The 24,130-nt window shown below is 76.0% G+C and carries 23 protein-coding genes; 14 read left to right on the top strand and 9 right to left on the bottom strand.

What is annotated here, in order from left to right; translation table 11 throughout:
• Positions 1-92: 92 nt before the first annotated feature.
• Genes AC3D3D_RS04250 through AC3D3D_RS04240 form a run of 3 tightly spaced genes read left to right on the top strand, consistent with a single transcriptional unit; the run spans position 93 to position 2,736 of the window.
• Positions 93-1,367, top strand: coding sequence for a sensor histidine kinase (locus tag AC3D3D_RS04250; RefSeq protein ID WP_463660775.1), 1,275 nt, complete (start codon positions 93-95; stop codon positions 1,365-1,367).
• Positions 1,364-1,969 carry a response regulator transcription factor gene (locus tag AC3D3D_RS04245; protein ID WP_463660776.1) on the top strand — a complete coding sequence of 202 codons (606 nt, stop codon included), beginning with the start codon at positions 1,364-1,366 and terminating at the stop codon, positions 1,967-1,969. Before AC3D3D_RS04250 ends, AC3D3D_RS04245 begins: the two co-directional genes overlap by 4 nt.
• Before the next feature lie 20 nt (positions 1,970-1,989).
• Positions 1,990-2,736 carry a lysophospholipid acyltransferase family protein gene (locus tag AC3D3D_RS04240; protein ID WP_463660777.1) on the top strand — a complete coding sequence of 249 codons (747 nt, stop codon included), beginning with the start codon at positions 1,990-1,992 and terminating at the stop codon, positions 2,734-2,736.
• 3 nt (positions 2,737-2,739) lie between these two features.
• Here the strand turns inward: AC3D3D_RS04240 and AC3D3D_RS04235 are convergent, their stop codons facing one another.
• Entirely contained in the window at positions 2,740-3,498 is a 759-nt protein-coding gene (locus tag AC3D3D_RS04235; RefSeq protein WP_463660778.1) for an AMIN-like domain-containing (lipo)protein, read from the bottom strand.
• 137 nt (positions 3,499-3,635) lie between these two features.
• Here AC3D3D_RS04235 and AC3D3D_RS04230 point away from each other — a divergent pair, with 137 nt between their 5' ends.
• A complete protein-coding gene (locus AC3D3D_RS04230; protein ID WP_463660779.1) occupies positions 3,636-4,745 on the top strand; it encodes a D-alanine--D-alanine ligase family protein in 1,110 nt (369 codons plus the stop codon).
• Positions 4,746-4,795: 50 nt separating this feature from the next.
• Here AC3D3D_RS04230 and AC3D3D_RS04225 read toward each other — a convergent pair whose 3' ends face one another.
• Positions 4,796-5,326, bottom strand: a complete 531-nt coding sequence (locus AC3D3D_RS04225; protein WP_463660780.1) for a DUF3515 family protein — start codon at positions 5,324-5,326, stop codon at positions 4,796-4,798.
• A 40-nt stretch (positions 5,327-5,366) separates the two neighbouring features.
• Here AC3D3D_RS04225 and AC3D3D_RS04220 point away from each other — a divergent pair, with 40 nt between their 5' ends.
• A complete protein-coding gene (locus AC3D3D_RS04220) occupies positions 5,367-6,407 on the top strand; it encodes a thiamine-phosphate kinase (RefSeq protein WP_463660781.1) in 1,041 nt (346 codons plus the stop codon).
• 68 nt (positions 6,408-6,475) lie between these two features.
• Here the strand turns inward: AC3D3D_RS04220 and rpmB are convergent, their stop codons facing one another.
• Positions 6,476-6,673 (bottom strand): 50S ribosomal protein L28, encoded by a 198-nt coding sequence (rpmB, locus tag AC3D3D_RS04215; protein ID WP_463660782.1) that lies wholly within the window; start codon positions 6,671-6,673, stop codon positions 6,476-6,478.
• Positions 6,674-6,881: 208 nt separating this feature from the next.
• Between rpmB and AC3D3D_RS04210 the strand changes: the two genes are divergently transcribed.
• Complete coding sequence (locus tag AC3D3D_RS04210) at positions 6,882-9,083, top strand: ATP-dependent DNA helicase RecG (RefSeq protein ID WP_463660783.1); 2,202 nt, start codon at positions 6,882-6,884, stop codon at positions 9,081-9,083.
• Here AC3D3D_RS04210 and AC3D3D_RS04205 read toward each other — a convergent pair.
• Together AC3D3D_RS04205 and AC3D3D_RS04200 are read right to left on the bottom strand one after the other, a co-directional pair.
• Positions 9,065-10,633: a DUF6297 family protein gene (locus AC3D3D_RS04205; protein ID WP_463660784.1), complete on the bottom strand. Its 1,569-nt coding sequence runs from the start codon at positions 10,631-10,633 to the stop codon at positions 9,065-9,067. The two genes, AC3D3D_RS04210 and AC3D3D_RS04205, sit on opposite strands and share 19 nt — an antisense overlap.
• On the bottom strand, positions 10,630-11,301 hold the full coding sequence (locus tag AC3D3D_RS04200) for an ABC transporter ATP-binding protein (RefSeq protein WP_488512430.1): 672 nt from the start codon (positions 11,299-11,301) through the stop codon (positions 10,630-10,632). The genes AC3D3D_RS04205 and AC3D3D_RS04200 overlap by 4 nt, the downstream gene beginning before the upstream one ends.
• A gap of 38 nt (positions 11,302-11,339) precedes the next feature.
• Between AC3D3D_RS04200 and rsmD the strand changes: the two genes are divergently transcribed.
• Genes rsmD through AC3D3D_RS04160 form a run of 8 tightly spaced genes read left to right on the top strand, consistent with a single transcriptional unit; the run spans position 11,340 to position 16,795 of the window.
• A complete protein-coding gene (rsmD, locus tag AC3D3D_RS04195; protein WP_463660787.1) occupies positions 11,340-11,921 on the top strand; it encodes a 16S rRNA (guanine(966)-N(2))-methyltransferase RsmD in 582 nt (193 codons plus the stop codon).
• Positions 11,918-12,451 (top strand): pantetheine-phosphate adenylyltransferase, encoded by a 534-nt coding sequence (gene coaD / locus AC3D3D_RS04190; RefSeq protein ID WP_463660788.1) that lies wholly within the window; start codon positions 11,918-11,920, stop codon positions 12,449-12,451. The genes rsmD and coaD overlap by 4 nt, the downstream gene beginning before the upstream one ends.
• Entirely contained in the window at positions 12,448-13,035 is a 588-nt protein-coding gene (locus AC3D3D_RS04185; RefSeq protein ID WP_463660789.1) for a hypothetical protein, read from the top strand. The genes coaD and AC3D3D_RS04185 overlap by 4 nt, the downstream gene beginning before the upstream one ends.
• Complete coding sequence (locus AC3D3D_RS04180; protein WP_463660790.1) at positions 13,032-13,631, top strand: YceD family protein; 600 nt, start codon at positions 13,032-13,034, stop codon at positions 13,629-13,631. The genes AC3D3D_RS04185 and AC3D3D_RS04180 overlap by 4 nt, the downstream gene beginning before the upstream one ends.
• A complete protein-coding gene (rnc, locus tag AC3D3D_RS04175; protein WP_463660791.1) occupies positions 13,628-14,425 on the top strand; it encodes a ribonuclease III in 798 nt (265 codons plus the stop codon). The genes AC3D3D_RS04180 and rnc overlap by 4 nt, the downstream gene beginning before the upstream one ends.
• Complete coding sequence (mutM, locus tag AC3D3D_RS04170) at positions 14,425-15,336, top strand: bifunctional DNA-formamidopyrimidine glycosylase/DNA-(apurinic or apyrimidinic site) lyase (protein ID WP_463660792.1); 912 nt, start codon at positions 14,425-14,427, stop codon at positions 15,334-15,336. Before rnc ends, mutM begins: the two co-directional genes overlap by 1 nt.
• The gene (locus tag AC3D3D_RS04165; protein WP_463660793.1) at positions 15,333-15,983 is read left to right on the top strand and encodes a response regulator; all 651 of its coding nucleotides are present in this window, start codon (positions 15,333-15,335) and stop codon (positions 15,981-15,983) included. Before mutM ends, AC3D3D_RS04165 begins: the two co-directional genes overlap by 4 nt.
• A gap of 20 nt (positions 15,984-16,003) precedes the next feature.
• The gene (locus AC3D3D_RS04160; protein WP_463660794.1) at positions 16,004-16,795 is read left to right on the top strand and encodes a sulfite exporter TauE/SafE family protein; all 792 of its coding nucleotides are present in this window, start codon (positions 16,004-16,006) and stop codon (positions 16,793-16,795) included.
• A 146-nt stretch (positions 16,796-16,941) separates the two neighbouring features.
• On the opposite strand, the gene AC3D3D_RS04155 is transcribed toward AC3D3D_RS04160, so the two are convergent.
• The 4 genes from AC3D3D_RS04155 to cydD form a co-directional block, all read right to left on the bottom strand.
• Positions 16,942-18,537: an HNH endonuclease gene (locus tag AC3D3D_RS04155; protein ID WP_463660795.1), complete on the bottom strand. Its 1,596-nt coding sequence runs from the start codon at positions 18,535-18,537 to the stop codon at positions 16,942-16,944.
• 351 nt (positions 18,538-18,888) lie between these two features.
• Positions 18,889-20,643, bottom strand: coding sequence for a sensor histidine kinase (locus tag AC3D3D_RS04150; RefSeq protein ID WP_463660796.1), 1,755 nt, complete (start codon positions 20,641-20,643; stop codon positions 18,889-18,891).
• Entirely contained in the window at positions 20,640-22,493 is a 1,854-nt protein-coding gene (gene cydC, locus AC3D3D_RS04145) for a thiol reductant ABC exporter subunit CydC (protein ID WP_463660797.1), read from the bottom strand. Before cydC ends, AC3D3D_RS04150 begins: the two co-directional genes overlap by 4 nt.
• On the bottom strand, positions 22,490-24,130 hold the full coding sequence (gene cydD / locus AC3D3D_RS04140) for a thiol reductant ABC exporter subunit CydD (protein WP_463660798.1): 1,641 nt from the start codon (positions 24,128-24,130) through the stop codon (positions 22,490-22,492). The genes cydC and cydD overlap by 4 nt, the downstream gene beginning before the upstream one ends.

Genomic DNA, 24,130 nt, shown 5'->3' with positions numbered 1-24,130 from the left:
CCGACGCCGCGGGCCCGGCCGGTCGCCAGGAGGCGCCCGGCCCGGCCTGCGACACTGTCCACCGACCGACGACCGGAGGAGAGGTGCCACGGATGCGCGTGGTCGAGCGCTGGCGATCGATGAGCGACGCCCGCCGGTTCGAGGCGTACACCTGGTGGTCGCTCGTGAGCATCATGGTGCTCGTCCCGATCATCTACCTCGTGGGCCCGGTGGCGGCCGGCCGCGAGCGACGCGAGGGCACCGCCGTGCCCCTGGTGGAGATCGCGCCGGGGGCGGTCACGGTCCTCCTCGTCGCGCTCTCCCTCGTCCACTGCTTCGTGCTGGTGCGGGTGCTGCGGGACTCCTTCGACATCCAGCTCGGCCGTGGGACCGGGCGCCGAGGCAACCTGGCTGCGCTGGCCACGACGACCCTCGTCACCTCGCTGGGCGGGGTCCTGCTCGTGCCGATGGCGGTCGTGTGGTCCAACGGCGGCGGCTTCCTCGTCACCGCCAGCGTCACCTCCGCCTTCTCCGCCGTCGCGCCCCGCTGGTCGGCCCGTGTCGTCCTCCTCGCCGCCCTGCCGGCCATCGGCGTCGTCATGCTCGCCGCCGCGCTCGTCCCGGGCCTGCGGGCACAGGACCTCGTGGTCCTCTCCCTGGCCACCGCCGGCATCCTCCTCGGCTTCGCCTTCTCCGTCTGGCTGTCGGTGTGGATGGTCGGGGTCGTCCGCCGCATCGAGGCCGCCCGCGAGGTCGAGGCCCGGCTCGCCGTCGCCGAGGAGCGGCTGCGCTTCTCCCGCGACCTGCACGACACGGTGGGCCGCTCCCTGTCCGCGATCGCCGTGAAGTCCGAGCTCGCCGCCGAGCTGTCCCGCCGGGGCCGCCCCGAGGCCCCGGGGGAGATGGCGAGCGTGCGCGACCTCGCCCACGAGGTGCTCGCCGAGGTCCGCTCCGTCGCGGCCGGATACCGGCGCGCCGACCTCACCGACGAGCTCGACGGCGCCCGCTCCCTGCTGCGCTCCACCGGCGCCGTCACGTCGATCACCGGTGACGTCACCGGCATCAGCCTCGCCGCCCAGGACGTGCTGGCGTGGGTGGTCCGCGAGGGGGTGACCAACGTCGTCCGCCACTCCTCGGCGCGGCGGGTCGAGCTCTCCCTCGACGTCGACGGCGGGGACGCGGTGCTCACGCTGACCAACGACGCCGCCACGACGAGCGGCACGGAGGCGCCCCGCGGCAGCGGCCTGGCCGGCCTGTCCGAGCGCGTCGACCGCGCCGGGGGCTCGCTGACGGCCGAGGCCGACGGCGACCGGTTCACCCTGCGTGCCCGCCTCCCGGCGAACCTCGAGGCCCGCGACACCGACCGCGTCCCGGAGGCCGCCCGATGATCCGCATCCTGCTCGCCGACGACGAGACCCTCATCCGCGACGCCCTGGCCTCCCTGCTCGGGTTCGAGGATGATCTCGAGGTCGTCGCCCTGGCCGCCTCCGGCACCGAGGCCGTCGACGCGGCCCGCAAGCACGAGCCCGACGTCGTCGTGCTCGACCTGCAGATGCCCGGCCTGGACGGCATCGAGGCTGCCACCGAGATCGCCCGGGTCCTGCCCGGCACCCGCTCGGTCATCGTCACCAGCCACGGCCGTCCGGGCTACCTCAAGCGCGCCCTGTCGGTCGGGGTGGCCGGCTTCCTGCCCAAGACGGTCTCCGCCACGGTGCTCAGCCAGGTGGTGCGCCAGGTCCACGAGGGCGGGCGCTACGTCGACCCCGAGCTCGCCGCGGAGGCCATCGGCGCCGGCGACTCCCCGCTGACCCCGCGCGAGGCCGACGTCCTCGACCTCGCCGGCCAAGGGGCCCCGGTGGAGGAGATCGCCGAGCGCGCCCACCTCACCGCCGGCACGGTGCGCAACTACCTCTCCTCGGCCACGAGCAAGCTGGGCGCCGTGAATCGCCACGAGGCCGCGCACCGCGCCCGCGAGCACGGCTGGATCTGAGGCGCACGTACCATCGGCCGGTGCCCCGACCCGCCCCGCCGGCGCTGCGCCTGGCCGCCGCGCTGATCCGGCCCCCGACCCGGCTCCTCATGTCCCGCCGTTGGCTGGGTGGCGAGCATCTGCCGGCCACCGGTGGGGTGGTCGTGGCCGTGAACCACGTCTCCAACCTCGACCCGCTGCTCGTGGGCGACTTCCTCTGGTCCCACGGTGCCCCGCCGTCGTACCTGGCCAAGTCCGAGCTCTTCGCCCGCGCGCCGGTGGCCGCAGCACTGCGGGCCGCCGGGCAGGTCGAGGTGCTGCGCGGGACCGAGGCCGCCGCGGACGCCCTGGAGGTGGCCCGCGAGCGGCTGGCCGCCGGTGGCTGCGTCGTCGTCTTCCCCGAAGGCACCTTCACCCGGGACCCGGACCTGTGGCCGATGACCGCCCGCCCCGGGGCGGCCCGCCTCGCGCTCGGCGCCGGGGTGCCGCTCGTGCCGGTCGTGGTCTGGGGCGGGCAGCGGGTCCTGCCGCCCTTCACCCGCCGCTTCCACCCGTTGCCGCGCCGCGGCGCCGACGTCGTGGCGGGGCGCCCGATGGGCCGGGCGGAGCTGCTCGCCGGCGTCGATCCGGCGGAGCAGGACCCCGAGGTGCTCGCCCGGGCGGCGACCGCCATGGTGACGGACCGGCTGACGGCCATGCTCGCCGTCGTGCGGGGTGAGCGGGCGCCGGGGCGCCCGTGGGACATGCGCCGGGACGGCGACCCGCACCCGCGCCGGGTGCGGGGGTGAGCGTCAGCCCGCGGTCTCGACGTCGATGACCAGCCGCATCGGGTCCGGCAGGACGAACACGCGGTAGGGGCGCGCGGAGTCCACCCCGAGCACCACCTGGATCTGGCCCTCGAAGGGGGCGGAGACGTAGACCTCGGTGACGCCGGCGGTGTCGACGTCGACGACGCCCTGGACGAACTCCTCGTCGGGCTCGGGGTAGCGGAAGCCGGTGACGTTGACGTGCAGGAAGGCGGTGCCGTCGAGCTCGATCGGGGCGCCGGACCCGTCCTCGACGGGGTCGCCGGTGTAGTCGGCGTACCAGCCGGGGTTGCCGCCCTCGCCCTCGAGATCGATGACGACGCGCTCGTAGTACGGGTGGATGCCCGAGCGGACGTCGACGGCGAGCAGCGGGCCGCCCGCCAGGTCGCCCTGACCCTCGTCGGAGCTGCCCGGCGAGATCCACTGCGCGTCCTCGCCGGCCGGCTCCTGCTCGTCGCTGGAGCCCTCCGGGGGCTGCTCCTCGCCGGCGGTGTCGTCGGTGGGCGGCTCGGCGGGGTCGCTGCCGGACTCGTCGCTGTCCGGGCCGTCGGTCGTGCCGTCCTCGTCGTCGGAGGTGGGGGCCTCCTCGCTCGGGGGAGCGTCGGTGGTGGACGAGCCGGCCGAGGGCGGTGCCTCGACGTTCGAGCCGTCGCCGCCGGAGGAATCCTCGTCGGCAGGGCCGCAGGCGGCCAGGGTGACGAGAAGGGCGGCGGTGGCGGCGAGGGCCGCACGACGAGCGCGCACGTGTTCTCCTTCACGGATGTGGGGTCGGCGGTCGGGGGCCCGCCAGGTCGACGTCGATCTTGCCTCACGCGAGACGCGATCCCGTCACGGCGTGGTCACGGGGAAGCGGCGAACAGGTGGCCGTTAGGCTGCGGGGGATGAGTATCGAGACCCGCCCCACAGCGCCCCGGATCCGCATCGCCCTGGTGTTCGGCGGCCGCAGCGGGGAGCACGAGGTCAGCTGCGCGACGGCGGCCGGTGTGATGAGGGCCCTCGACCCCGATCGTTACGAGATTGTGCCCGTCGGCATCACCCGGGACGGCCGGTGGGTCGAGGGGCCCACCGACCCCGACTCCCTCGAGCTGGCCGCCCACGGCGCGGTGAGAGACGGTGCGGCGATGCTCCTGCGCCTCGACGGCAGCCGCGAGCTGGTCACCGGTGACGGGTCGGCGCTCGCGGGCCGGATCGACGTCGTCCTGCCCCTGCTGCACGGGCCCTTCGGCGAGGACGGGACCCTGCAGGGCCTGCTCGAGATGGCCGACGTGCCCTACGTGGGCTCCGGTGTGCTCGCCTCGGCGGCCGGCATGGACAAGGACGTGATGAAGGTGCTGCTCGCCGCGCGGGGGCTCCCGGTGGGCCCCTACGTGGCGGTCCCGGCGCGCCGCTGGGCCACCGACGCCGACGGCGTGCGCGCCGAGGTCGCCGCCCTCGGCCTGCCGCTGTTCGTCAAGCCCGCCCGGGCCGGGTCCTCGATCGGCATCTCCAAGGTCGACCGGCTCGAGGACCTCGACGCCGCGATCGCCCGAGCCCAGGAGCACGACCCCAAGGTCGTCGTCGAGGCCGCGGTCGCCGGGCGGGAGATCGAGTGCGGGGTCCTCGGCGGTCACGGCAGCGACGCTCCCCGGGCCTCCCTGCTCGGCGAGATCGTCCTCGACGGCGCGCCGGCCGGCTTCTACGACTACGAGGCGAAGTACGTCGACACCGACGGCCTCGAGATGGCGGCGCCCGCCGACCTGCCCGAGGACGTGGCCACACGGGTGCGCGAGCTCGCCGTCCACGCCTTCGAGGCGCTCGGCTGCGAGGGACTGGCCAGGGTCGACTTCTTCGTCGACGGCGAGACGGTCGTGGTCAACGAGCTCAACACGATGCCCGGGTTCACGCCGTTCTCCATGTTCCCCGTCGTCTGGGAGGCCACCGGCCTGAGCTACCCCGCGCTGCTCGACGAGCTGGTCGCGCTCGCGCTCGAGCGGCCGGTCGGCCTGCGGTAGGGACTCGGCCTGCGTTAGGGCCCCGGCCTGCGGTAGGGACTCGGCCTGCCTCAGGAGCCGGTCGTCGCCTCCGCGGAGGCGACCTCCTCGGCGCCCACGCAGGTGGCGACCTGCTCGGTCATCTCGACGGCGCCGTCGAGGTCGACCAGCACGGCGGAGGCCTGGTCGGACAGCTCGGCCGGGACCCGGACCTCGATCGCGGGGATGCGGCCGTAGGAGACCCAGGTCGACTCGACGCCCGCCGGGCCGGCCTCGTCGAGGGTGGCCCCGGCGTCGGTGTGGATCCAGTCGTGCACCCGCCCGTCGGGCAGCTCGATCGACAGGCACTCGGCGGTGGTGGGCGGCGGGGGCTCGACGCCGCAGCGCAGGGTGACGGCCGGGTCGCCCCAGGCGGTGGTGGCCTGCGCCGTCGTCGAGCGGCGGTCGGACCCGGACAGGACGTCGGGGGTGGACTGCAGGACGTCGCCGCAGTCGGGGGCCGACGCGGTCGGCGCCGGGTCGAGGGACACCGGGGTGCCGCAGCCGGTCAGGGACAGCGCGGCCAGCGCCCCCGCGAGCAGGATCAGGCGGCGGCGGGGCATGGTCGTCAGGCTACGTCCACGACCTGGGTAGCGTGTCCCGGTGCCCACGCCCAGCCGCAGCCCCCAGGTCTCGCCTGCCGAGCGCACCGTGCGCGAGGTCGGTGAGGACGGGGTGCTGGCCGTCCTGCTGCCCGAGCTGCCCGCCGGCGAAGGGACGCTCGTGGGCCCCGGCGACGACTGCGCCGTCGTCGCCTCCTCCGACGCCCGGCTCGTGGTCAGCGCGGACATGCTCGTCGAGGGCCACCACTTCCGCTCCGACTGGGGCACGGCGGCCGACGTCGGGGCCCGGGCCGCCGCGCAGAACCTCGCCGACGTCGTGGCGATGGGTGCCGAGCCGATCGCCCTCGTGGTCTCCCTCGGCCTGCCCGGCCACACCCCGCTGACCTGGGTGCGCGACCTGGCGCGCGGGCTCGCGGCCGAGTGCGCGCCGATGGGGGTCGGGGTCGTGGGCGGGGACCTCACGGCGGCCGAGGCGCTCGTGGTCTCGGTGGCCGTGCACGGCGACCTGTGCGGGCTCGATCCCGTGCTCCGCTCCGGTGCCCGCCCCGGCGACGTCCTCGCGCACGCGGGCGTGCTCGGCCGGGCGGCGGCGGGGTACGCGCTGCTCGAGGCGGGCGCGCGCCCGGGCGACGCGGACCCCCGCGACCCGGTCGTCGAGGCGTTCCTGCGCCCGACGCCGCCCTACGCCCTGGGCCCCGCGGCGGCCCGCGCCGGGGCGAGCGCCATGATCGACGTCTCCGACGGGCTGCTGCGGGACGCGGGCCGCGTCGCCCGGGCCTCGCGGGTCGTGGTCGACGTCGACGCCGGACTGCTCGCGGGTGCCGCCGGCCTCGACGACGCCGGCGCGCACGCGGGGGCCGGCGCCCTCGCGCAGGCAGGCGCCGAGCTGGGCACCGACGCGATGGACTGGGTGCTCACCGGCGGCGAGGACCACGGCCTGCTGGCGACCTTCCCCGCCGACGCCGAGCTGCCGGCGGGCTTCCGCCCGGTCGGCCGGGTCCTGCCGGCGGAAGGCGGCGGCGTCGTGCTCCTCGACGGGGAGCCGGTGGCCGGCGTCGGGGGCTTCGAGCACTTCGCGTGAGACGGGACGACGAGGGGCCCCGCCGATCGGCGGGGCCCCTCGTCGGTGCGGGCACGCGGCCCGGGCGTTCAGCTCTTGACGTAGCGCGTGACCTTGTCGGCCTTGAGGCACGAGGTGCACACGTTCATGCGCTTCGGCGCGCCGTCGACGTTGGCGCGGATGCGCTGGATGTTCGGGTTCCAGCGGCGCGACGTGCGCACGTGGGAGTGCGACACGGTCTTGCCGAAGCTGGGGTGCTTGCCACAGATGTCGCAGGTCGCAGCCACGGTGGTTCTCCTGACTCGTACGGGACGGCAGCGGCGGGAGCCGCGGGCCGATGGTCGGCACGCCCATGCGACGGCCAGGGCCGGACGGGCAACCGGGACAGCGTACCCGAGGTCGCGCGGTGCCCCCAAGGGTGGGACGGCGCCCCGACGCGTGCGTTGCCCCACAGGTGCGGGGCCGGACGTCGGCGGGCCACCGTAACCTGGCCCCGTGACCGGAGCCGGACGGACGCACGACCCCGCGGGGCTCGACGCCCCTGTCTCACGCCTCGTGCGCAAGGCCGCCGCGGACAAGTTCGCCCGGCTCGGCGTCCGCACGCAGCGGGACCTGCTGCGCCACTACCCCTTCCGCTGGGTCGCGCCCGGCCGCCTCACCTCGCTGGCCGACCTGCGGGTGGGAGAGCCGGTGACGGTCGTGGCCGAGGTGGTCGGCGCCGAGACCCGCGTCTCGCGCGGCGGCGGCCGCGGCGGCGCCCGCCTGGTCGTCACCATCACCGACGGCACCGACGATCTCACCCTCGTCTTCTTCGGCTCCCACCCGCGCTCCTTCGGGATGCACACGCGGCGGCTGCGGCCCGGGGTGCGCGGCCAGTTCACCGGTGAGGTCTCGGTCTTCCGCGACGAGCCCCAGCTCACCCACCCGGACTACCAGACCTTCGAGGCCGGCGACGACGGCGCCGCCGCCCAGGCCCTGGCCGCCGAGGAGGCGCGGCGCCCCACCCCGATCTACCCCGCCACCCGGGGGCTGCCGTCGTGGGTCATCGCCTCGACGGTGCGCTCCGTGCTGGACCCGTTGCGCGCCGGCGACCTGCCCGAGCCGCTGCCCGCGGGCTACCGGCAGGAGCACGACCTGCTCGGCTCGCTGGCGGCCCTGCGCGCCATCCACCACCCCCTCGACGAGCGCGAGGTCGAGCGCGGGGCGCGCACCCTGCGCCACGAGGAGGCCTTCCTCGTGCAGACCGCGCTGGCGCGCCGCCGGGCCGAGGCCGCGGCCGACCCCGCCGAGCCCAGCGCCGCCGTGACGGGGGGCCTGCGCTCGGCGCTGGATGCGGCGCTGCCGTTCGACCTCACCCGCGGCCAGCGCGAGGTGGGGGAGGCCATCGCCGCCGACCTCGCGGCCACGACCCCCATGCAGCGGCTCCTGCACGGCGAGGTCGGCTCGGGCAAGACCGTCGTCGCCGCGCGCGCCATGCTCCAGGTCGTCGACGCCGGCGGGCAGGCCGCGCTGCTGGCCCCCACCGAGGTCCTCGCCCAGCAGCACCACCGCTCGCTCACCGCGCTGCTCGGGCCGCTCGGCCGGGCCGGCCGCCTCGACGCCCCCGACGGCCCGGCCACCCGGGTCGGCCTGCTCACCGGCTCCCAGGGCGCCGCCGCCCGGCGCGAGGAGCTCGCCCACCTGGCCTCGGGGGAGACGGGCATCGTCGTCGGCACCCACGCGCTGCTCACCGAGACCGTGCAGATCCCGTTCCTGCGCCTGGTCGTCGTCGACGAGCAGCACAAGTTCGGCGTCGAGCAGCGCGACGCCCTGCGCACCCGCGGCGAGGCGGTCCCGCACCAGCTCATCATGACGGCCACCCCCATCCCGCGGACCGTGGCGATGACCGTCTTCGGCGACCTGGAGACCTCCGTGCTCGACGAGCTGCCGGCTGGCCGATCGCCCATCGCCACCACGCTCGTCCCCGCGGCCAACGCCCGCTGGATGGCGCGCGTGTGGGAACGCGTGCGGGAGGAGGTCGACGCCGGGGGGCGCGCCTACGTCGTCGTGCCCCGGATCGACGCCGAGGACGACCCCGAGGCCCCCTCGGCCTCGGTGGCCGAGACCTCGGCGCGGCTGGCGGCCGAGGCGGCGCTCGCCGGCGTCGCCGTGGGCACCCTGCACGGGCGGATGGCCGCCGAGGACAAGGAGCGCGCGATGGCGGCCTTCGCCTCGGGCGAGACGCCGGTGCTCGTGGCGACCACCGTCGTCGAGGTCGGCGTCGACGTGCCCGAGGCCAGCGTGATGGTCGTCCTCGACGCCGACCGCTTCGGCCTCTCGCAGCTCCACCAGCTGCGCGGGCGGGTCGGGCGCGGCGAGCGGGCCAGCATCTGCCTCGTCGTCAGCGCGGCCGAGCCCGGGACGGTGGCCTGGGAGCGGCTGGAGGTCTTCGCCTCGACGTCGGACGGGTTCGCCCTGGCCGAGGCCGACCTCGGGCTGCGGCGCGAGGGCGACGTGCTGGGCACCGCCCAGTCGGGGCGGACCTCCGGGCTGCGCCTGCTGCGGCTGGCCCGGGACGCCGGGATCATCGCCGAGGCCCGCACCGCCGCGCGCGAGCTCGTCGCCGAGGACCCGGCGCTCGACGCGCACCCGGATCTGGTCGCCGCCCTGGCGATCGAGCTCGCCGACGGCGAGGACGCCTACCTCGACAAGACCTGAGCGGGCCGCGTCACCGCCCAGGCGAGCCCGAGCGAGACGGAGACGGCCACCGCGGTCAGTGCGGCCGTCGGGGCGCCGGACCACACCGCCAGGCCCGCCGTCACCGACGCCACGACGGCGAGGTCGGGCCCGGTCAGCAGCAGCATGATCGACCCGATCGGCACCGGTCCGAACGGGGAGGGCGCGACGGGGCCGGTGCCGTGGTCGTCCTTGCGGTAGGCCCAGCGCAGCGCGGCGGCGGCCCAGCCGATCGCGGCCGCCGCCAGCAGGACCAACCAGGCCAGGGCGGGCGCCGGCCTGCCCCCGGCGAGCACGAGCGCCGCCCCGAGGACGTAGGGCGCCGCCACGCACCACGCGGCGGCCAGCCGCACCACCCGGTGGGCGCGCGCCCCCATGGGCAGGTGGGCGTCGAGCCCCTCGTCCGTGCGGGCCACGCGCGCCCCGCTCGCCCCGGCCGTGGCCGCGAGGTACCCGCCCACCCCGACGGCGACGGGCAGCACCCAGTCCGGCACCCGCGCCGCGGCCACGAGCGCGACGGCGAGGACGGCCAGCAGGGGCCGCGCCGCCGCCCCGGGCCGGCGCCGGGTGGCCACGAGGTCGGCGGTCAGCAGCGCGGCGGGCGCGCGCAGCCGGGCCGGCAGGCGGGCGAGGAGGCGCGTGCGCAGCGGCCGGCGCACGAGGGAGGCACCCTCGCCCGCGCCGAGGTCGCCGAGGGTGCGGGTGTCGAGCATGAGCGCGGCCCCGGCGGCGGCGCCGGCGACCCGCCCGCCGCGGGCCAGCTCGCCGTCGGGCACGCGGGGCAGGGCCCGGCGCGCGGCGACGACACTCACCACGGCGAGGGCCGCGGCCAGGGCCGTGGCGACCGTCAGGGCGGCCGCACCCGGCAGCGGCGGGGCCGGCGGGGCTGACACGAGGACGGCGGCCGCCCCGCCGGCCACCACGGTGCGGGCCACGACGAGCGCGAGGTCGACGGGCCGGGAACGCCCCCCACCGGCCTGAGCGGGCACGAGCGCGAGGCAGGCGGCCGCGCACACCGAGGCGGCGAGGGCGGCACAGGCGAGGATCGAGGAGGCAGGGGTGTCCGGCCCGCCGAGCGCCACGCCGCCGACGGCCCCCAGGCACGCCCCGAGGAGGGCGCCGAGCGCAGGCCACCGCCAGGCGGCCGGCCCCAGCAGTCCGCGGCGGTCCACGGGCAGGGGCAGCCACCACCGCACCCGGGCCGCGTCCAGACCGACCGGCCCCAGCCGGCGGGCGAGCCGCACCACCTCGACCAGGGCGACCACCAGCGCGAGCAGCCACAGCCAGGCGGCGTCGAGCCTGCCGTCGAGACCGTCGACCCCGCCGGCGGAGCTCGCGCCGGCCGCGGTCAGGACGCTGTCCCGGGCCGCATACAGGGCCGAGGCGAGCGCCATCGCCGCGGCCAGGACGCCCATGTAGACGTCGGCGACGGTGTCCACCACCGAGGTCGTCCCGCCCGTCGCGCGGCGCAGCGCCGTCCACCGCCGGATCTGCCTGCCGGTCGGGGCGGGGTCGGCCGGGCGCCCCCTCACAGCCCGGCCACGACGTCGGCGCCGTCCTCGGGGTCGGTCAGCCGCACGTCCTCGTCGCCGAGCACGAGCACGGCGGTGGCGGCCAGCTGGACGGTCGCCGGGTCGTGGGAGGCGAACAGCACGGCGCCGCCGGCCTCGCGCTCGTCGGCGAGCCGGTCGGCCATGCGGTGGCGGGCCGAGGTGTCCAGCCGCGACTCGGGCTCATCGAGGACGAGCAGCTCGCGCGGGCGCACGAGTGCCGCGGCCAGCAGCAGCCGGCGCCGCTGGCCCGAGGACAGCGCGGCCGGCCGCGCCCGGGCCCGGGCGGTCAGGCCCATCTCCTCGAGCAGCTCCGCCGCGGCGGCGCCCGGGTCGGGCACGCCGTGGCCGAGGGCGGTGAGCTCGAGGTGCTCCGCGGCGCACAGCCCCGGCAGGAAGACCTCGTCGCCGAGGTCGTGCGCGACGGCTGCCCGGTGCCGGGCCGAGCGGGGGTCGACGGCGCGTCCGTCCAGGCGCACCTGACCGCCGAGGGAGGGGATCTGGCCGAGCACCGTGCGCAGCACCGTCGACTTCCCCGACCCGTTGACGCCCACCACCGCCAGCGCCTCGCCGGGGCCGACCGTGAAGGTGACCGGCGGGCACACCGGCAGGGCGTAGCCGACCTGCAGGTCACGCGCCTCGAGCAGCATGTCGGCAGGCTACGTGGACGCGGACGTAGGGTGCTCCCGTGACGCGGATCGTGGCCGGGAGCGTCGGCGGACGCCCCCTCAAGGTGCCCCGCTCGGGGACCCGACCCACCTCGGAGCGGGTGCGGGAGGCGCTGTTCTCGTCCCTGGGCTCGATGGGCGCGGTCGAGGACGCCGTCGTGCTCGACCTCTACGCCGGCTCGGGCGCGCTCGGTCTGGAGGCTGCCTCCCGCGGCGCCGCCGCCGTCACCCTCGTCGAGCGCGCGCCCGCGGCGGCCGCCGTCGTGCGGGACAACGCGCGCAGCCTCGGGCTGCCGGGCGTCGAGGTCGTCACCGCCGACGTCGCCGCGCACGTGGCGGCGCCGGCGCGCCGGCCCGCGGACCTCGTCCTGCTCGACCCGCCCTACGAGCTGTCCGCCACCGACCTCGACGTCGTCCTCGCCCGGCTCGTCGAGCACGGCCACCTCGCAGGGGACGCGGTCGTCGTCGTCGAGCGGGACCGGCGCGCCCCGGAGCCGACCTGGCCGGCGGGCCTGGACCCGGTGCGGTCGCGCCGCTACGGCGACACCACCGTGCACCTCGCGGTCTTCGACCCGGCGGCGGCTACCGTGGACGCACCATGAGTCTTGCCGTCTGTCCCGGATCGTTCGACCCGGTCACCCTCGGGCACGTCGACGTCGTACGGCGGGCCCGGGCGATGTTCGACCGCGTCGTCGTCGCCGTGGCCACCAACGCCGCCAAGAGCTACCTGTTCACCGACGACGAGCGCGTCGACCTCGTGCGCCGCGCCGTGGCCGACATCGACGGCGTCGTCGTCGAGCGCGTGCCCGGGCTGCTGGCCCGGTACTGCGCCGACGTCGGGGCCAACGCCATCGTCAAGGGCCTGCGGGGGGCCGCGGACGTCGACGCCGAGCAGGCGATGGCGCTGATGAACCGGCACCTCACCGGCGTCGAGACCGTCTTCGTCATGGGCGACCCCGCCCTGGGCCACGTCGCCTCCTCGATGGTCAAGGACGTGGCCCGGCACGGGGGCCGGTTCGACGACCTCGTGCCACCCGACGTCGCGCGGGCCCTGCCCGACGCGCTGAGCCGATCCCGCCGCGGCCCGGTGACCGACACCGAGCCGCCCCGACCCCCAGGAGTCCCGGCATGACCACCGAGCCCACGGACGACACGCACGACGCCGGCGAGTCGCTCCTCGCCATCCTCGACGAGCTGCGCCGCATCGTCACCGAGGCGCGGTCGATGCCGATGTCCTCCTCGGCGATCGTCAACCGCGCCGAGGTGCTCGACCTCGTGGCGTCGGCGCGCGCCGTCGTGCCGGCCTCGATCGCGGCGGCGGACGGCATCGTCGCCGACGCCGACGCCGTGCTCGAGCGGGCCCGCGGCCGGGCCGAGGAGATCGTCGCCGACGCCGAGCTGCAGGCGGCCCGGCTCGTCCAGGACGAGCCCGTCATCGCCCAGGCCAACGAGCAGGCGAGCCGCCTGGTGGCCGAGGCCGAGGAGGCCGCCGCCCGGCGCGCCGCCGACGCCGACGCCTACGCCGACGACCAGCTCGGCCGCTTCGAGTCCGAGCTCGAGGCGATCACCCAGCAGGTCCGCGCTGGCCGGCAGTTCCTCCGCTCGAAGGCCGGTCAGCCGGCTGAGAAGCCCGAGAGGTCGGAACGGGCGCAGCGGTCCGAGCGCTCGGAGCGGGGCGAGCACACCCCGCAGCACGGACGGGCGGCCTCCCGATGAGCGCCCCGCTGACCGTCTCCGTCCGCGACCTCGCCCGCCGCGCGGGCAGCGTGCGGGAGATGTCCTTCACCGCGCCGGCCCCCGAGGAGATGGGGACCGCGGTGCTCGGCGTCGCCGCGGGGACCGAGCTCGAGCTCGACCTCACGCTCACCGCCGTCTCGGACGGCATCCTCGTCACCGGGCCGGTCCGCGCCCGCCTGCACGGGGAGTGCTCGCGCTGCCTCGACCCCATCGACGAGGTGAGCGAGGTGGAGCTGACCGAGCTCTTCTACCACCCCGACGTGCGCGCCCGGCTCGTCGAGGAGGGCGACGAGGACGCCGAGGACTACCCCGTGATCGGCGGGGACGACCTCGACCTCGAGCCGGTGGTGCGTGACGCCGTCGTGCTGGGCCTGCCCTTCACCCCGCTGTGCCGGCCCGACTGCCAGGGGCTGTGCGACGTGTGCGGGATCCGGCTCGAGGACGCCGAGCCCGACCACGGCCATGAGGTGCTCGACCCGCGCTGGGCGGCGCTCGCCGCCCTGGCGAGCGGGTCCGGGGAGGGTGAGCCGGAGGCCGGCGAGAGCGCGCCCGACGAGAGCACGGACGAGCGGTGAGCCGCGGCCGCTCCCGACGCGGTGCGGCCGACGAGGGCCCCACCCGCCGCGACGACGTCGAGCGCCTCACCGAGCAGCTCGGGCTGACGATCGACCCCGAGCTCCTCGTCCTGGCCCTCACGCACCGCTCCTTCGCGCACGAGGCCGGGGGGCTGCCCACGAACGAGCGACTGGAGTTCCTCGGCGACTCGGTGCTCGGCGTCATCGTCACCGAGCACCTGTACCGCACCCATCCCGAGGTCCCCGAGGGCGACCTGGCGCGGATGCGGGCGGCGACGGTGTCGCAGAAGGCGCTGGCCGTCGTCGCGCGGGAGCTGGGGATCGGTGACTACATCCTGCTCGGGCGCGGGGAGCGGTCCTCGGGCGGGCGGGAGAAGGACTCGATCCTGTCCGACGCCGTCGAGGCGCTCATCGGGGCGATGTATCTCGGGCACGGGCTCGAGCCGACGCGCGAGGTCGTCACGCGGCTCGTCGGCCCGCTGCTGGGCCGGGCGAGCACGCTCGGGGCTGCGCTGGACTGGAAGTCCTCGCTGCAGGAGGCGGCGGCCGCCGCCGGGCTGTCGGCGCCCACGTACACCCTCACCCACGAGGGGCCCGACCACGCCCGGGTCTTCACCGCGGTGGTGACCTTCGACGAGGAGGTCGCCGGCTCGGGCACGGGCGCCTCCAAGAAGGTGGCCGAGGCCGAGGCCGCCGAGGCGGCCTACGCCTGGGTCGGGGCGCGGGTCGGGGACGACGAGTCGGTGACCGACGACGAGTCCGGACCGACCGCGCAGCCTGAGCCGACGACATAGTGCCCGAGCTGCCCGAGGTCGAGGTCGTCCGCGCCGGCCTGGCGCCGGTGCTCGTCGGCCGCACAATCACCGGCGTCGAGGTCCGCCACCCGCGGGCCGTGCGGCACGCCGCCGGCGGAGCCGCCGGGCTGGATGCCCTGCGCGGCTGCGTGGTCACCGCCGTCGTGCGTCGCGGCAAGTACCTGTGGCTGCTGCTCGACGACGGGGCCGAGGCTCTGCTCACCCACCTGGGCATGTCGGGGCAGTTCCTCGTCCACCGGCCCGGCGTCGAGCTCGAGCCCGGCCCGCACCTGCGGGTGCGGCTGACGACCGACGACGGCGCGCAGGCCTGGTTCGTCGACCAGCGCACCTTCGGCTACGTCGACCTGCAGGCCACGGTCCCGACGCCGGACGGGCTCCCGGGCGGGCTCGGCTCGCCCGCCGCGGTGGTGCCGACGGGGGTGGCGCACGTGGCGCGGGACCTGCTCGACCCGGACCTCGACCTCGCGGACCTGGTGGCTCGCACCCGGCGCCGGCGCACCGAGGTCAAGCGGGCGCTGCTCGACCAGACGCTGGTCTCCGGCGTCGGCAACATCTACGCCGACGAGGCCCTGTGGCTGGCCCGGCTGCACGGGACCCGCGCCACCGACACCCTCCCGGCCGCCCGGCTGCGCGAGCTGTACGGGCACGCCCGGGACGTCATGCGCTCGGCGCTCGCGGCCGGCGGGACGAGCTTCGACGCGCTGTACGTGGACGTCGCCGGGACTCCCGGGTACTTCGCCCGCGAGCTGCACGCCTACGGCCGGGCCGGCGAGCCGTGCGACCGGTGCGGGACGCCGCTGCGGGTCGAGCCGTTCATGAACCGTCGGTCGGTCTCGTGCCCGAGATGCCAGCGGCGCGCGCCGCGGCGACGGATAGGCTCGGTCCCATGAGCAGCACCTCGAGCGGCGGCGACGTCCGCGTGATGATCATCGACGACCACGAGGTTGTGCGCCGTGGGATCGCGGAGGTCGTCGACCGTGCCGAGGGCCTGTCCGTGGTGGCCGAGGCGGGATCGGTGGCCGACGCACTGCGCCGCGCCGAGCTCGTGCGCCCCGACGTCCTGCTCGTCGACCTCCAGCTCGGTGACGGCTCCGGCATCGACCTCATCCGGGCCCTCGGCGAGAAGGTGCCGGCGGCCCGGCCCATCGTGCTGACCAGCTTCGACGACGACGACGCGCTGGCCGCCGCGCTCGAGGTCGGCGCCAAGGCGTACCTGCTCAAGACGGTGCGCGGGGCGGAGATCGCCGACGTCGTGCACGCCGTCGCCCAGGGGCGCACCCTGCTCGACGCGCGCACCGTCACCCGGCGGCGCGCGGCCCACGACGACCCCACCGCGGACCTGACCCCCTCGGAGCGCAAGGTCCTCGACCTCATCGGCGACGGGCTGTCGAACCGGGAGATCGGGGAGAAGCTCGGGGTGGCCGAGAAGACGGTGAAGAACCACATCACCTCGCTGCTGAGCAAGATGGGCCTCCAGCGGCGCACGCAGGTCGCCGCCTGGGTGGCCGGGCAGCGGGCGGCCGGCTGGCGTGGCTGAGGAGCCCGTGCTGAGGGCTCGTGCCTGACGTCCTCCTCGCGGTATTCGCCGGCGTTGTCGTCGGTGTGATCGTCGGCTCGCTGGGTGGCGGGGGAGGGGTGCTCACCCTGCCGGTGCTCGTGCACGTCATGGGGCAGGAGCCGCAGTCGGCGGCGGCCGGCTCGCTGGTGGTGGTGACGATCTCTGCGCTCAGCGCGATCGTCCCGCACGCCAGGGCGGGGCACGTGCGATGGCGGTCCGGGCTCCTGTTCGCCGCCATTGCCTCGGTGGCGACGGTTGCGGGGGCGCTCGGCTCGATCGCCGTGCCCGACGTCGTGCTGATGGCCACCTTCGCGGGTCTGCTCCTCGTCGTCGCGGGGCTGATGTTCCGCAAGGGGTACCGGCTGCGGGTCGGGGAGCGTGCCGAGACGGCTGAGGCTGAGGACGAGCGGCCGCCGCGGGCGACCGGGGTGGTGGCCTGGGCTGGTGGCGTGGGCGGGCTGACGGGGTTCTTCGGGGTCGGCGGTGGTTTCGCCGTCGTGCCGGCGCTCACGCTGGGTCTGCGCTTCCGCGTCCGCGACGCGGTGGGGACGTCCCTTCTCGTCATGGTCGTCACCGGGCTGGTGGGGATGACGACGCGGCTCGCGGCGGGCGTGCACCTGCACCTGGTCGTCGTGCTCGTGTTCGCGGCGGTGTCGGCGCTCGCCGCCCAGGCGGGTGCCCGCCTGTCGAACCGCAGCAGGCCGAGCACCCTCACGCTCGCGCTGGGCGTCCTGCTCGCGGTGGTCTCGATCTGGACGGCGGTGCAGGAGCTGCTGACCGCCGCCGGTTAGGTCGTGCCGGGCTGGCGAGGGGCGGGCGAGGCGCCGGGGGCGCTGGGCTCACTGAGGTCGCCAGGGTCTCCGGGGTCGCCGGACTCACCCGGGTCTCCGGGGTCGCCGGACTTACCGAGAACGCCAGGGTCTTCGGAATCGCTGGCTCACACCGACTCTTCGGGTTCATCCGCCATATCGGGCGGGTCGTTCGCATCGGGGTGTGGTTGTGGTGGTGGGTGGCGGTCGCCGCCGGCTCCGTGTCGGTGGTGGCTGATGCGGGGCAGGTCGGTGGGGTCGGGGCGGGCGAGGTGGCTGGTGGGGGCCTGGTAGGTGTGGCCGGTCGGGGTGCGCACGGTGAGGCTGCTGCTGGTGGCCTCGTGTGCCCAGCCCTCGTGTTCCTTGATCAGGTTGCAGCGTTGGCACAGGCCGGAGGCGTTGGCCAGGGTGGTGGCCCCGCCGGTGGCCCAGGGGGTGGCGTGGTCGGCCTGGCGGATGGGTGCTCCGCAGTAGGGGGTGCGGCAGACGTCGTCCCGGATCGCCAGGGCGCGCCTGGCGGTGGCGGAGAACGTGCGGGCGCGGGAGTCGGTGGCGGTGATGGTGCCGTTGGCGGGGTCGGTCCAGATACGGCGCAGCTCGACGGCGCCGGCCCGGTCGGCGCCGGCCCGGTCGGGATCGATCAGGGCCCGGGCGGTGGGTGCGGGCAGGGGGCCGAGGCCGGGGACCCAGCCGGGTTCGTCGCCGCCGAGCAGGGTGGTCTCGGTCATCACCAGGGTCAGGTCGATGTCCCGGGACGCGGTGGTGGGGGTACCGGTGAGGCGTTCGACGAGCAGGTCGGCGACGATCTGACTGCGCGAGCGACGATCCACGGTCTCGCCCGCGATCTCGCCCGCGGTCTCGCCGGACGTGCCGTCGGGGGTGTCGGCGGTGGTGGTGCAGTGGCAGGTCGCGTCGTGCTGCGTGTTGCCGAAGGCGGTGCGGATCTGGCGTGGGCAGTCGGGGGCCGGGTCCTCACCGGTGCCCGCGCCGGTGTCGATGTCGGTGGTGGTGCGGGTGGTCAGGAGGGTGTCGGCTTCCTGGGTGAGGGAGTCGTAGACACGTCGGGCGTCGATGACAGGCAGGTGGGCGGTGACGAAGGCCATGCCGGGCTCGGGCGCGTGCCGCACGGTCACCCGCCGGGCGTCGCGGGCGGCTCGTTCGCGTTCGGCGGCAGCGTCGGCGTCCAGGCGCATGGCGATGCGTCGGGCCCGGTCGGTGATCTGTTGGAGGCTCAGGCGGGTGATCTCGCCGGCGAGCTCGGTGTCCACGACCCGCCGGTCCTTGCCCTCGAGGTCGGCGACCTCGCGGACCAGGCGCAGGGCCTTGTCCTCGGTGAGCTCGCCGGTCTCCATGCGGGCCAGGGTGTAGGGCAGGTCGTCGACCAGGATCCTGGCCGCACGCAGGTGCTGGTCGCCCATGTGGGGTGATTCGCGGCGGGCCAGGGCCACTTCCTGGGCCAGGCCGCGGCCCTGCCTCTCGCGGGGCAGGCCGTTGATGTCCTCCCGCGTGCGGCGCAGCAGGTCCAGTACCGCGGCCGCGCGGGCCTGGGCGGCCGCGGTGGCGGCCTTGAGGTCTTCGCCGCGGGCGATGATGTCGATCGCGTCCTGCTCGCTGGTGATGGTCGTGTCGGCCAGGACCTCGGTGACGTAGGCCATGCCGGCCGGGGTGGGGACGACGTCGCGGATGAGTTCTTTCTCGACGTCGATCCACATCCGCTCGGTCATGCCCCCCACCCCCTCGTGTCGAACTTGTGTTCGAAGCCTGTTATGAGACTACCCGGCACCACTGACACTGACAAGCACTCACCGCCATGAATGGGCATATCTGTGGATGGATGCGCAACACGCGTGCTTGTGGGGACCTCGGTATGGGGGTGCGGAGAAGTGGCGATGCGTGGTGGCGCAGCGGTGGAGATCGCACGACTCGGTAGCGACCGACGACGCGTTGCGTGGCAGTTCGCTCCTGGCGGGCCGCCGACCGGAACCGCCACCGACCGGAACCGCCACCGACCGGGAGGGCCGGCGCCCTGATGGGCCTACGCCCCGGCTGACCGGGCCGCAGCTGGCCGTACCCCGCTACCCGCGCCCCGTCGTCGGGACCTGCCACCGCAGGAGGGTGCCCGTGCCGTGCTCGCCGCGGCCCGCCGAGAAGGTCCCGCGGTGACGCCTGGCCCGCTGGGCGAGATTACCCAGGCCGGAGGAGCGCGTGCGGTCCGGGGCGATGCCCTGGCCGTCGTCCTCCACCTCCACCAGCACGCTCCCGCTGGGCCCCGACCCGCTGATGCGCAGCCGGACCGACACTGACGAGGCGCCCGCGTGCCGCGCGGCGTTGGAGATGCCCTCGCGGATCACGGCCACGACGTCGTCGGAGACATCGGCATCCACCCGCTCACGGATGGTGTCCGAGACCGGCCCGCCCAGGTCGGACTCCGAGACCGTCCGACCGTCGACCTCGACGATGAGCGAGGGGGCGAAACCGAGCGTCGTGCGCGCCAGCGACGCCTCCCGGCGCAGGCGCTCGACGAGCAGCAGCGCCTGGTCGGGCTCGCGCAGGTTGTGCACGATCGAACGGATCTGCCGCACCGAGGAGTCGACCGCGTCGACGGCGGCGTCCAGCAGCTCGGTGAGCGCCAGCCCGTCGGCCGCCCCGTCGGCGACGGCTCCCGCGCCCCCCGCCTCCAGGTCCTCAGCCCGCTCACGCGCCCGCGACAGCTGCATACCGGTGGCGAAGAGCTGCTGGATGGCCAGGTCGTGCAGGTCCCGGCCGATCCGTTCACGCTCCTCGACCATCGAGGCGACATCCTCGGAGTGCCGGGCGGCCGCGATCTGCAGGGCGAGCACCGCCTGGGAGGCGACCTGCTCGGCGATCTCCAGCTCGAGCTCGGTGAACTCCGCGCCCCCCTGCCTCCGCAGCAGCAGGAGCACCCCCTGAGCCTCGCCGCCGAGGAGCATGGGCGCGTAGAGGGCCGGCCCGAAGCTCGCCAGCTCGGGCATCCGCATCGTCCGTGAACGGGTCAGCGAGTCGACGATGAGCCCCGACCGTTCCCGGATGACCGTCTGGGCGCGACCGTCGGGCGGGAAGGCGAGGCCGAGCAGCTCCCCTGCCCGGTCCCCGCGCACGATCTCGGCGACCCACGTGTCGCCCACCGAGGGCAGAACGAGGATGACCGTGTCCGCCTCGGCGACCGTCAGCACGCGCGAGGCCACCAGGTCCAGCGCCTCCTCCTCCTCGGTGCCCTCCAGCAGCGCGGTCGTGATCTCGTTGGCGACGGCGGTCCACCGGGCGCGGGTGCGCGCCGCCCCGTAGGTGGTCGCGTTGGCGACGGCCACGCCGGTGGCGCGGGCGAGCGCCATCGCTGTCGAGACGTCGGACCGGGTGAAGTGCCCACCCTCCTTCTCCGCGAGGTAGAGCCGGCCGAAGACCCGTCCGCGGGCCCGCACCGGCACGCCGAGGAAGGAGTACATCGGCGGGTGGCCCGGCGGGAAGCCGCCGAAGTCGGGGTGGGTGGTGAGGTCGTCCAGAACGAGCGCGCTGTGGGCGGGGATCGCCCCCAGGACGCCGTCGCCGCTCGGGGGATGGCCGAGGATCTCCATCTCCTCCTTGCTCATCCCCACCTGGATGAAGGTCTGGGTGTCGCCGTTGGAGTCCAGCACGCCCAGTGCGGCGTACCGCGCCCCGGTGAGGTTGGCCGCCGAGGCGACCAGCCCGTCCAGCGCGTTGCGGATCTCCAGGTGGCCGGTGAGCGTGAGCGCGGTGCCGAGGACCTCCTCGCCGAGCACCTCGTCGCCGAGCACCTCGTCGCCGAGCACCTCGTCCTCCAGGTTGCTCACCGGTGCTCCTCCCGCTGGTGCCGGTCGCGGACCGGGCCACCCTGTCCACGTCCCGCGCGCTCGGCGCGGTAGGCCTCAGCGTATGGCGCGTGGGTCGCCAGGAGATCGTCGTGGGTCCCTTGCGCGACGACGGTCGCCGGTCCGTCCTCCTGCCCCGGCTCGTGGCCGAGCACCACGACCTCGTCGGCGGCGGCGAGCGGACCCAGCCGGTGGGTGACGAGCAGCACGCCGCGCCGCACGCCCGCACGGTCTCCGCTCGTGAGCAGGTCGGTGACGAGGGAGTCGGCGAGGTCGGGGTCGAGGTGCTCGCCCGGCTCGTCGAGCAGGAGCAGCGGCGCCCGGCCGGCGAGCGCCCGCGCGAGCAGCAGGCGACGCCGCTCACCGCCGGAGATCGTGCGGGCGTCGGTGCCGAGCACCGTGTCGAGGCCCTCGGGCAGCGTGACGAGCCACCGGCCCAGCCCGGCGGCGCGGAGCAGCTCGCGGGCCTCGTCCTCGTCGACGTCGCCGCGTGCCACCCGCAGGTTCTCCAGCACGGTGGTGGCGAAGACGTGGGCGTCCTCGGCGGTGAGCGCGACCGTGGCGGCGCGCTCGTCGGAGGTGAGGGAGGAGGTGTCCCGGCCGTCGATCCGCACCTGTCCGGCTGCCGGCTCGAGCAGCCCCGCCAGGGTCGCCAGGACGGTGGTCTTGCCGATGCCCGAGGGCCCCACGAGGGCCACCGAGCGGCCCGGTGCGAGGTTGAGGTCGATCCGGGCGACGACGGGCCCGCCGGGCCAGGCGACCTCGAGGTCACGGGCCACGAGGGAGTGGTCAGCCGCGTCCGAGGGCGACGGCGCGCCCGTCGACGCGGCCGTGCCCTGGGTCGGCCCCTCACCGGCCGCGTCGACCAGCTCGAGCACACGCCGGGCGGCCGCCGCGCTGGTCACCCGCTGCACCGCCGCCTGCCCGAGCACCGCCGTTCCCTCGAAGCTGGCCAGCGGGGTGAGCACGACGACGCACAGACCCACCTCGGAGAGCTGACCGTCCGCGACGGCGGGGATGCCGAGGACCAGCGCTCCGAGGACCGCCAGCGCCATCCCGGCCAGGTCGAGCCCGGCGGCCAGGGCCTGCGCCCGCCCGATCGCGTCGCGCTCCCGGGCCAGGCGCCCCTCGGTGTCCGCCAGCGCGGCCAGCGCCTCGTCGGTGCGGGCCGAGGTCTGCAGCTCGACGGCGCCGTCGAGCAGGGTGCCCGCGTGCGCGGTGAGCTCGCCCCGGGCGGCGACCTGCGCGGCGGCCGCCCGACGCGCGGCCGCCGCAGTCACCGCCGGGGAGACCACGCCCGCCAGGACGAGCCCCGCCGCCAGCACGAGACCGGCGGCCGGCAGGAGCAGCCCGACGATCGTCACCGAGACCAGCGCGACACCGGCGGCGACCGCCCGCGGGACCGTCGAGCGGACCACGAGGTCGCCGATGGCGTCGACGTCCTCGCCGGTACGGGCGAGGAGGTCCCCGCGATGGAGCCGGGCCACCACCTCGGTCCGCCCGCCGGCCAGCGCCCGGTAGGTGCGCTCGCGCAGGGTGGCCACGCCGTCGAGGGCCACGCGGTGCGAGGCCAGCCGCTCGAGGTAGCGGAACAGGGCCTTGGAGATGCCGAAGGTCCGCACGCCCACCGCCGCGACGGACAGCGTGAGCACCGGGGGGTGCTCGGAGGCGCGGGCGATGAGCCAGGCGGAGGTGGCTGTGAGCCCGACCCCCGCCCCGACGGCGAGCACGCCGAGCAGCACCGCCCAGACCACGCGGCCCCGGCTGACCCCGAGCAGGTGGGTCGCCCGGCGCAGGATCGTGCGATCGGTGGCGGCCTCGGGAGTCGTCATCGCGCGCCCACCTCGGCCGCAGCGACCTCGACCACCGTGTCGGCCAGCGCGACGAGCGCGGCCCGGTGGGCGACGACGAGCACGGTGCGTCCCTGGGCGCGCAGGGCTCGCACGGAGTCCAGCACCAGCGCCTCGGAGACGGCGTCGAGGTGGGCGGTCGGCTCGTCGAGGACCACCAGCGGCGCGTCGGAGACCAGTGCGCGGGTCAGTGCGAGCCGCTGCCGCTGCCCGACCGACAGCCCGACCCCGCCGTGCCCGACGACCGTGTCCCACCCCCGCGGCAGGGACCGCACCACGACGTCCAGACCCGTGCGCGCCGCGGCGTCGGCCGCCCGGCCGGGGGAGACCCCGAGGTTCTCGGCCAGGGTGCCCGGAAGGATCGTGGGCCGCTGCGGGACGAAGGCGACCTGCGCCCACCACTGCTCGAGGTCGACGTCGGCGAGGTCGGTCCCTCCTACCAGCACCCGCCCCTCGTCCGGCCGCAGGACGCCGAGCACGGCCAGCGCCGTCGTCGTCTTGCCCGAGCCCGAGGGCCCCACGAGCGCGGTGACCCGACCGGGTGCGATCGTCGCGTCCAGGTGGGCCGGGGCGTGCAGGTGGCGCTCGCCGGCGCGCACCGTGAGGCCGGTGAGGACGATCTCCGTGCGGGCCAGGTCCGGGGCGTCGGCGCTGCCCGACGTCGCGGCCGGCGCGTCGAGCACGGCGAAGGCGCGCTCGGCGGCCGCGACGCCGTCGGCGGAGGCGTGGTACTGCGTGCCCACCTCGCGCAACGGCCGGAAGACCTCGGGGGCCAGCATGATGCACACGAGCGCCTCCTCGAGCCCCACGTGGCCGTAGACCAGGCGCATGCCCACGCTCACGGCCACCAGCGCCACGCAGATCGAGGTGAGGAACTCCAGCACCGCGCCGGAGAGGAAGGCCAGGCGCAGCGTACGCATCGTGGCCCGCGACCAGGCCCGGCCGAGCTCGCGCACGCGGGCCGCCGGCCCGTGCTCGCGACCCAGCGCGGTGAGCGTGGCCAGGCCGGCCATGAGGTCGACGAGCTGGTTGCCGAGCCGCGACATCGACTCCAGCCGGGCGTCTGCGAAGCGCTGGGTGAGCCGTCCGATGAGGATCATGAACACCGGGATGAGGGGGATCGTCACCGCCAGGATCGCCGCGGAGGTGAGATCGGCGCGGAGGACGACGGCGAGCGTCGCCGGCGTGACGGTGGCGGCCAGCAGCAGCTGGGGCAGGTAGTGCACGAGGTAGGGCTCGAGGTCGTCGAGGCCGCGCACCGCCAGGGTGAGGGTCTCCCCGCCGTGCTCGGCGCGCCAGCGCGGCCCGAGGGCGAGGGCGTGGCGCAGCACCGAGACGCGCAGCTCGGCGACGACGTCGGTCGCGGCGCGGTGGGCGACGGCCTCCTGGCCGGCGTGCACGAGGACACGAGCACCGAGCACGACGGCGAGCCACACCAGCGGGCCGCGCACGTCCTCGAGGTCGGCGCCCCCCTCGATCGCCGGGGCGAGCACGCTCGCCAGGAGCAGGACCTGGGCGACGACGAGCCCCGCCGTCGTCGCCCCGGTCAGCGCGACGAGCACGACGTAGCGACGGGCGGCGCGCGCGTGCCCGAGCAGGCGCGGGTCGAGCGGCCTCAC

The organism is Georgenia sp. X1117 (assembly GCF_057784635.1).
Note: the sequence above shows the minus strand (reverse complement) of the source record. Positions and strands in the feature narration are given on the sequence as shown.

What these genes read in the sequence shown, in the direction of transcription:
- AC3D3D_RS04230 (WP_463660779.1), top strand. Translation starts at nt 3,636, where the DNA reads ATGAGTATCGAGACCCGCCCCACAGCGCCCCGGATCCGCATCGCCCTG.
- AC3D3D_RS04225 (WP_463660780.1), bottom strand. Translation starts at nt 5,326, where the DNA reads ATGCCCCGCCGCCGCCTGATCCTGCTCGCGGGGGCGCTGGCCGCGCTG.
- AC3D3D_RS04245 (WP_463660776.1), top strand. Translation starts at nt 1,364, where the DNA reads ATGATCCGCATCCTGCTCGCCGACGACGAGACCCTCATCCGCGACGCC.
- cydC (WP_463660797.1), bottom strand. Translation starts at nt 22,493, where the DNA reads ATGACGACTCCCGAGGCCGCCACCGATCGCACGATCCTGCGCCGGGCG.
- AC3D3D_RS04200 (WP_488512430.1), bottom strand. Translation starts at nt 11,301, where the DNA reads ATGCTGCTCGAGGCGCGTGACCTGCAGGTCGGCTACGCCCTGCCGGTG.
- AC3D3D_RS04180 (WP_463660790.1), top strand. Translation starts at nt 13,032, where the DNA reads ATGAGCGCCCCGCTGACCGTCTCCGTCCGCGACCTCGCCCGCCGCGCG.
- AC3D3D_RS04185 (WP_463660789.1), top strand. Translation starts at nt 12,448, where the DNA reads ATGACCACCGAGCCCACGGACGACACGCACGACGCCGGCGAGTCGCTC.
- AC3D3D_RS04155 (WP_463660795.1), bottom strand. Translation starts at nt 18,537, where the DNA reads ATGACCGAGCGGATGTGGATCGACGTCGAGAAAGAACTCATCCGCGAC.
- coaD (WP_463660788.1), top strand. Translation starts at nt 11,918, where the DNA reads ATGAGTCTTGCCGTCTGTCCCGGATCGTTCGACCCGGTCACCCTCGGG.
- AC3D3D_RS04250 (WP_463660775.1), top strand. Translation starts at nt 93, where the DNA reads ATGCGCGTGGTCGAGCGCTGGCGATCGATGAGCGACGCCCGCCGGTTC.
- AC3D3D_RS04165 (WP_463660793.1), top strand. Translation starts at nt 15,333, where the DNA reads ATGAGCAGCACCTCGAGCGGCGGCGACGTCCGCGTGATGATCATCGAC.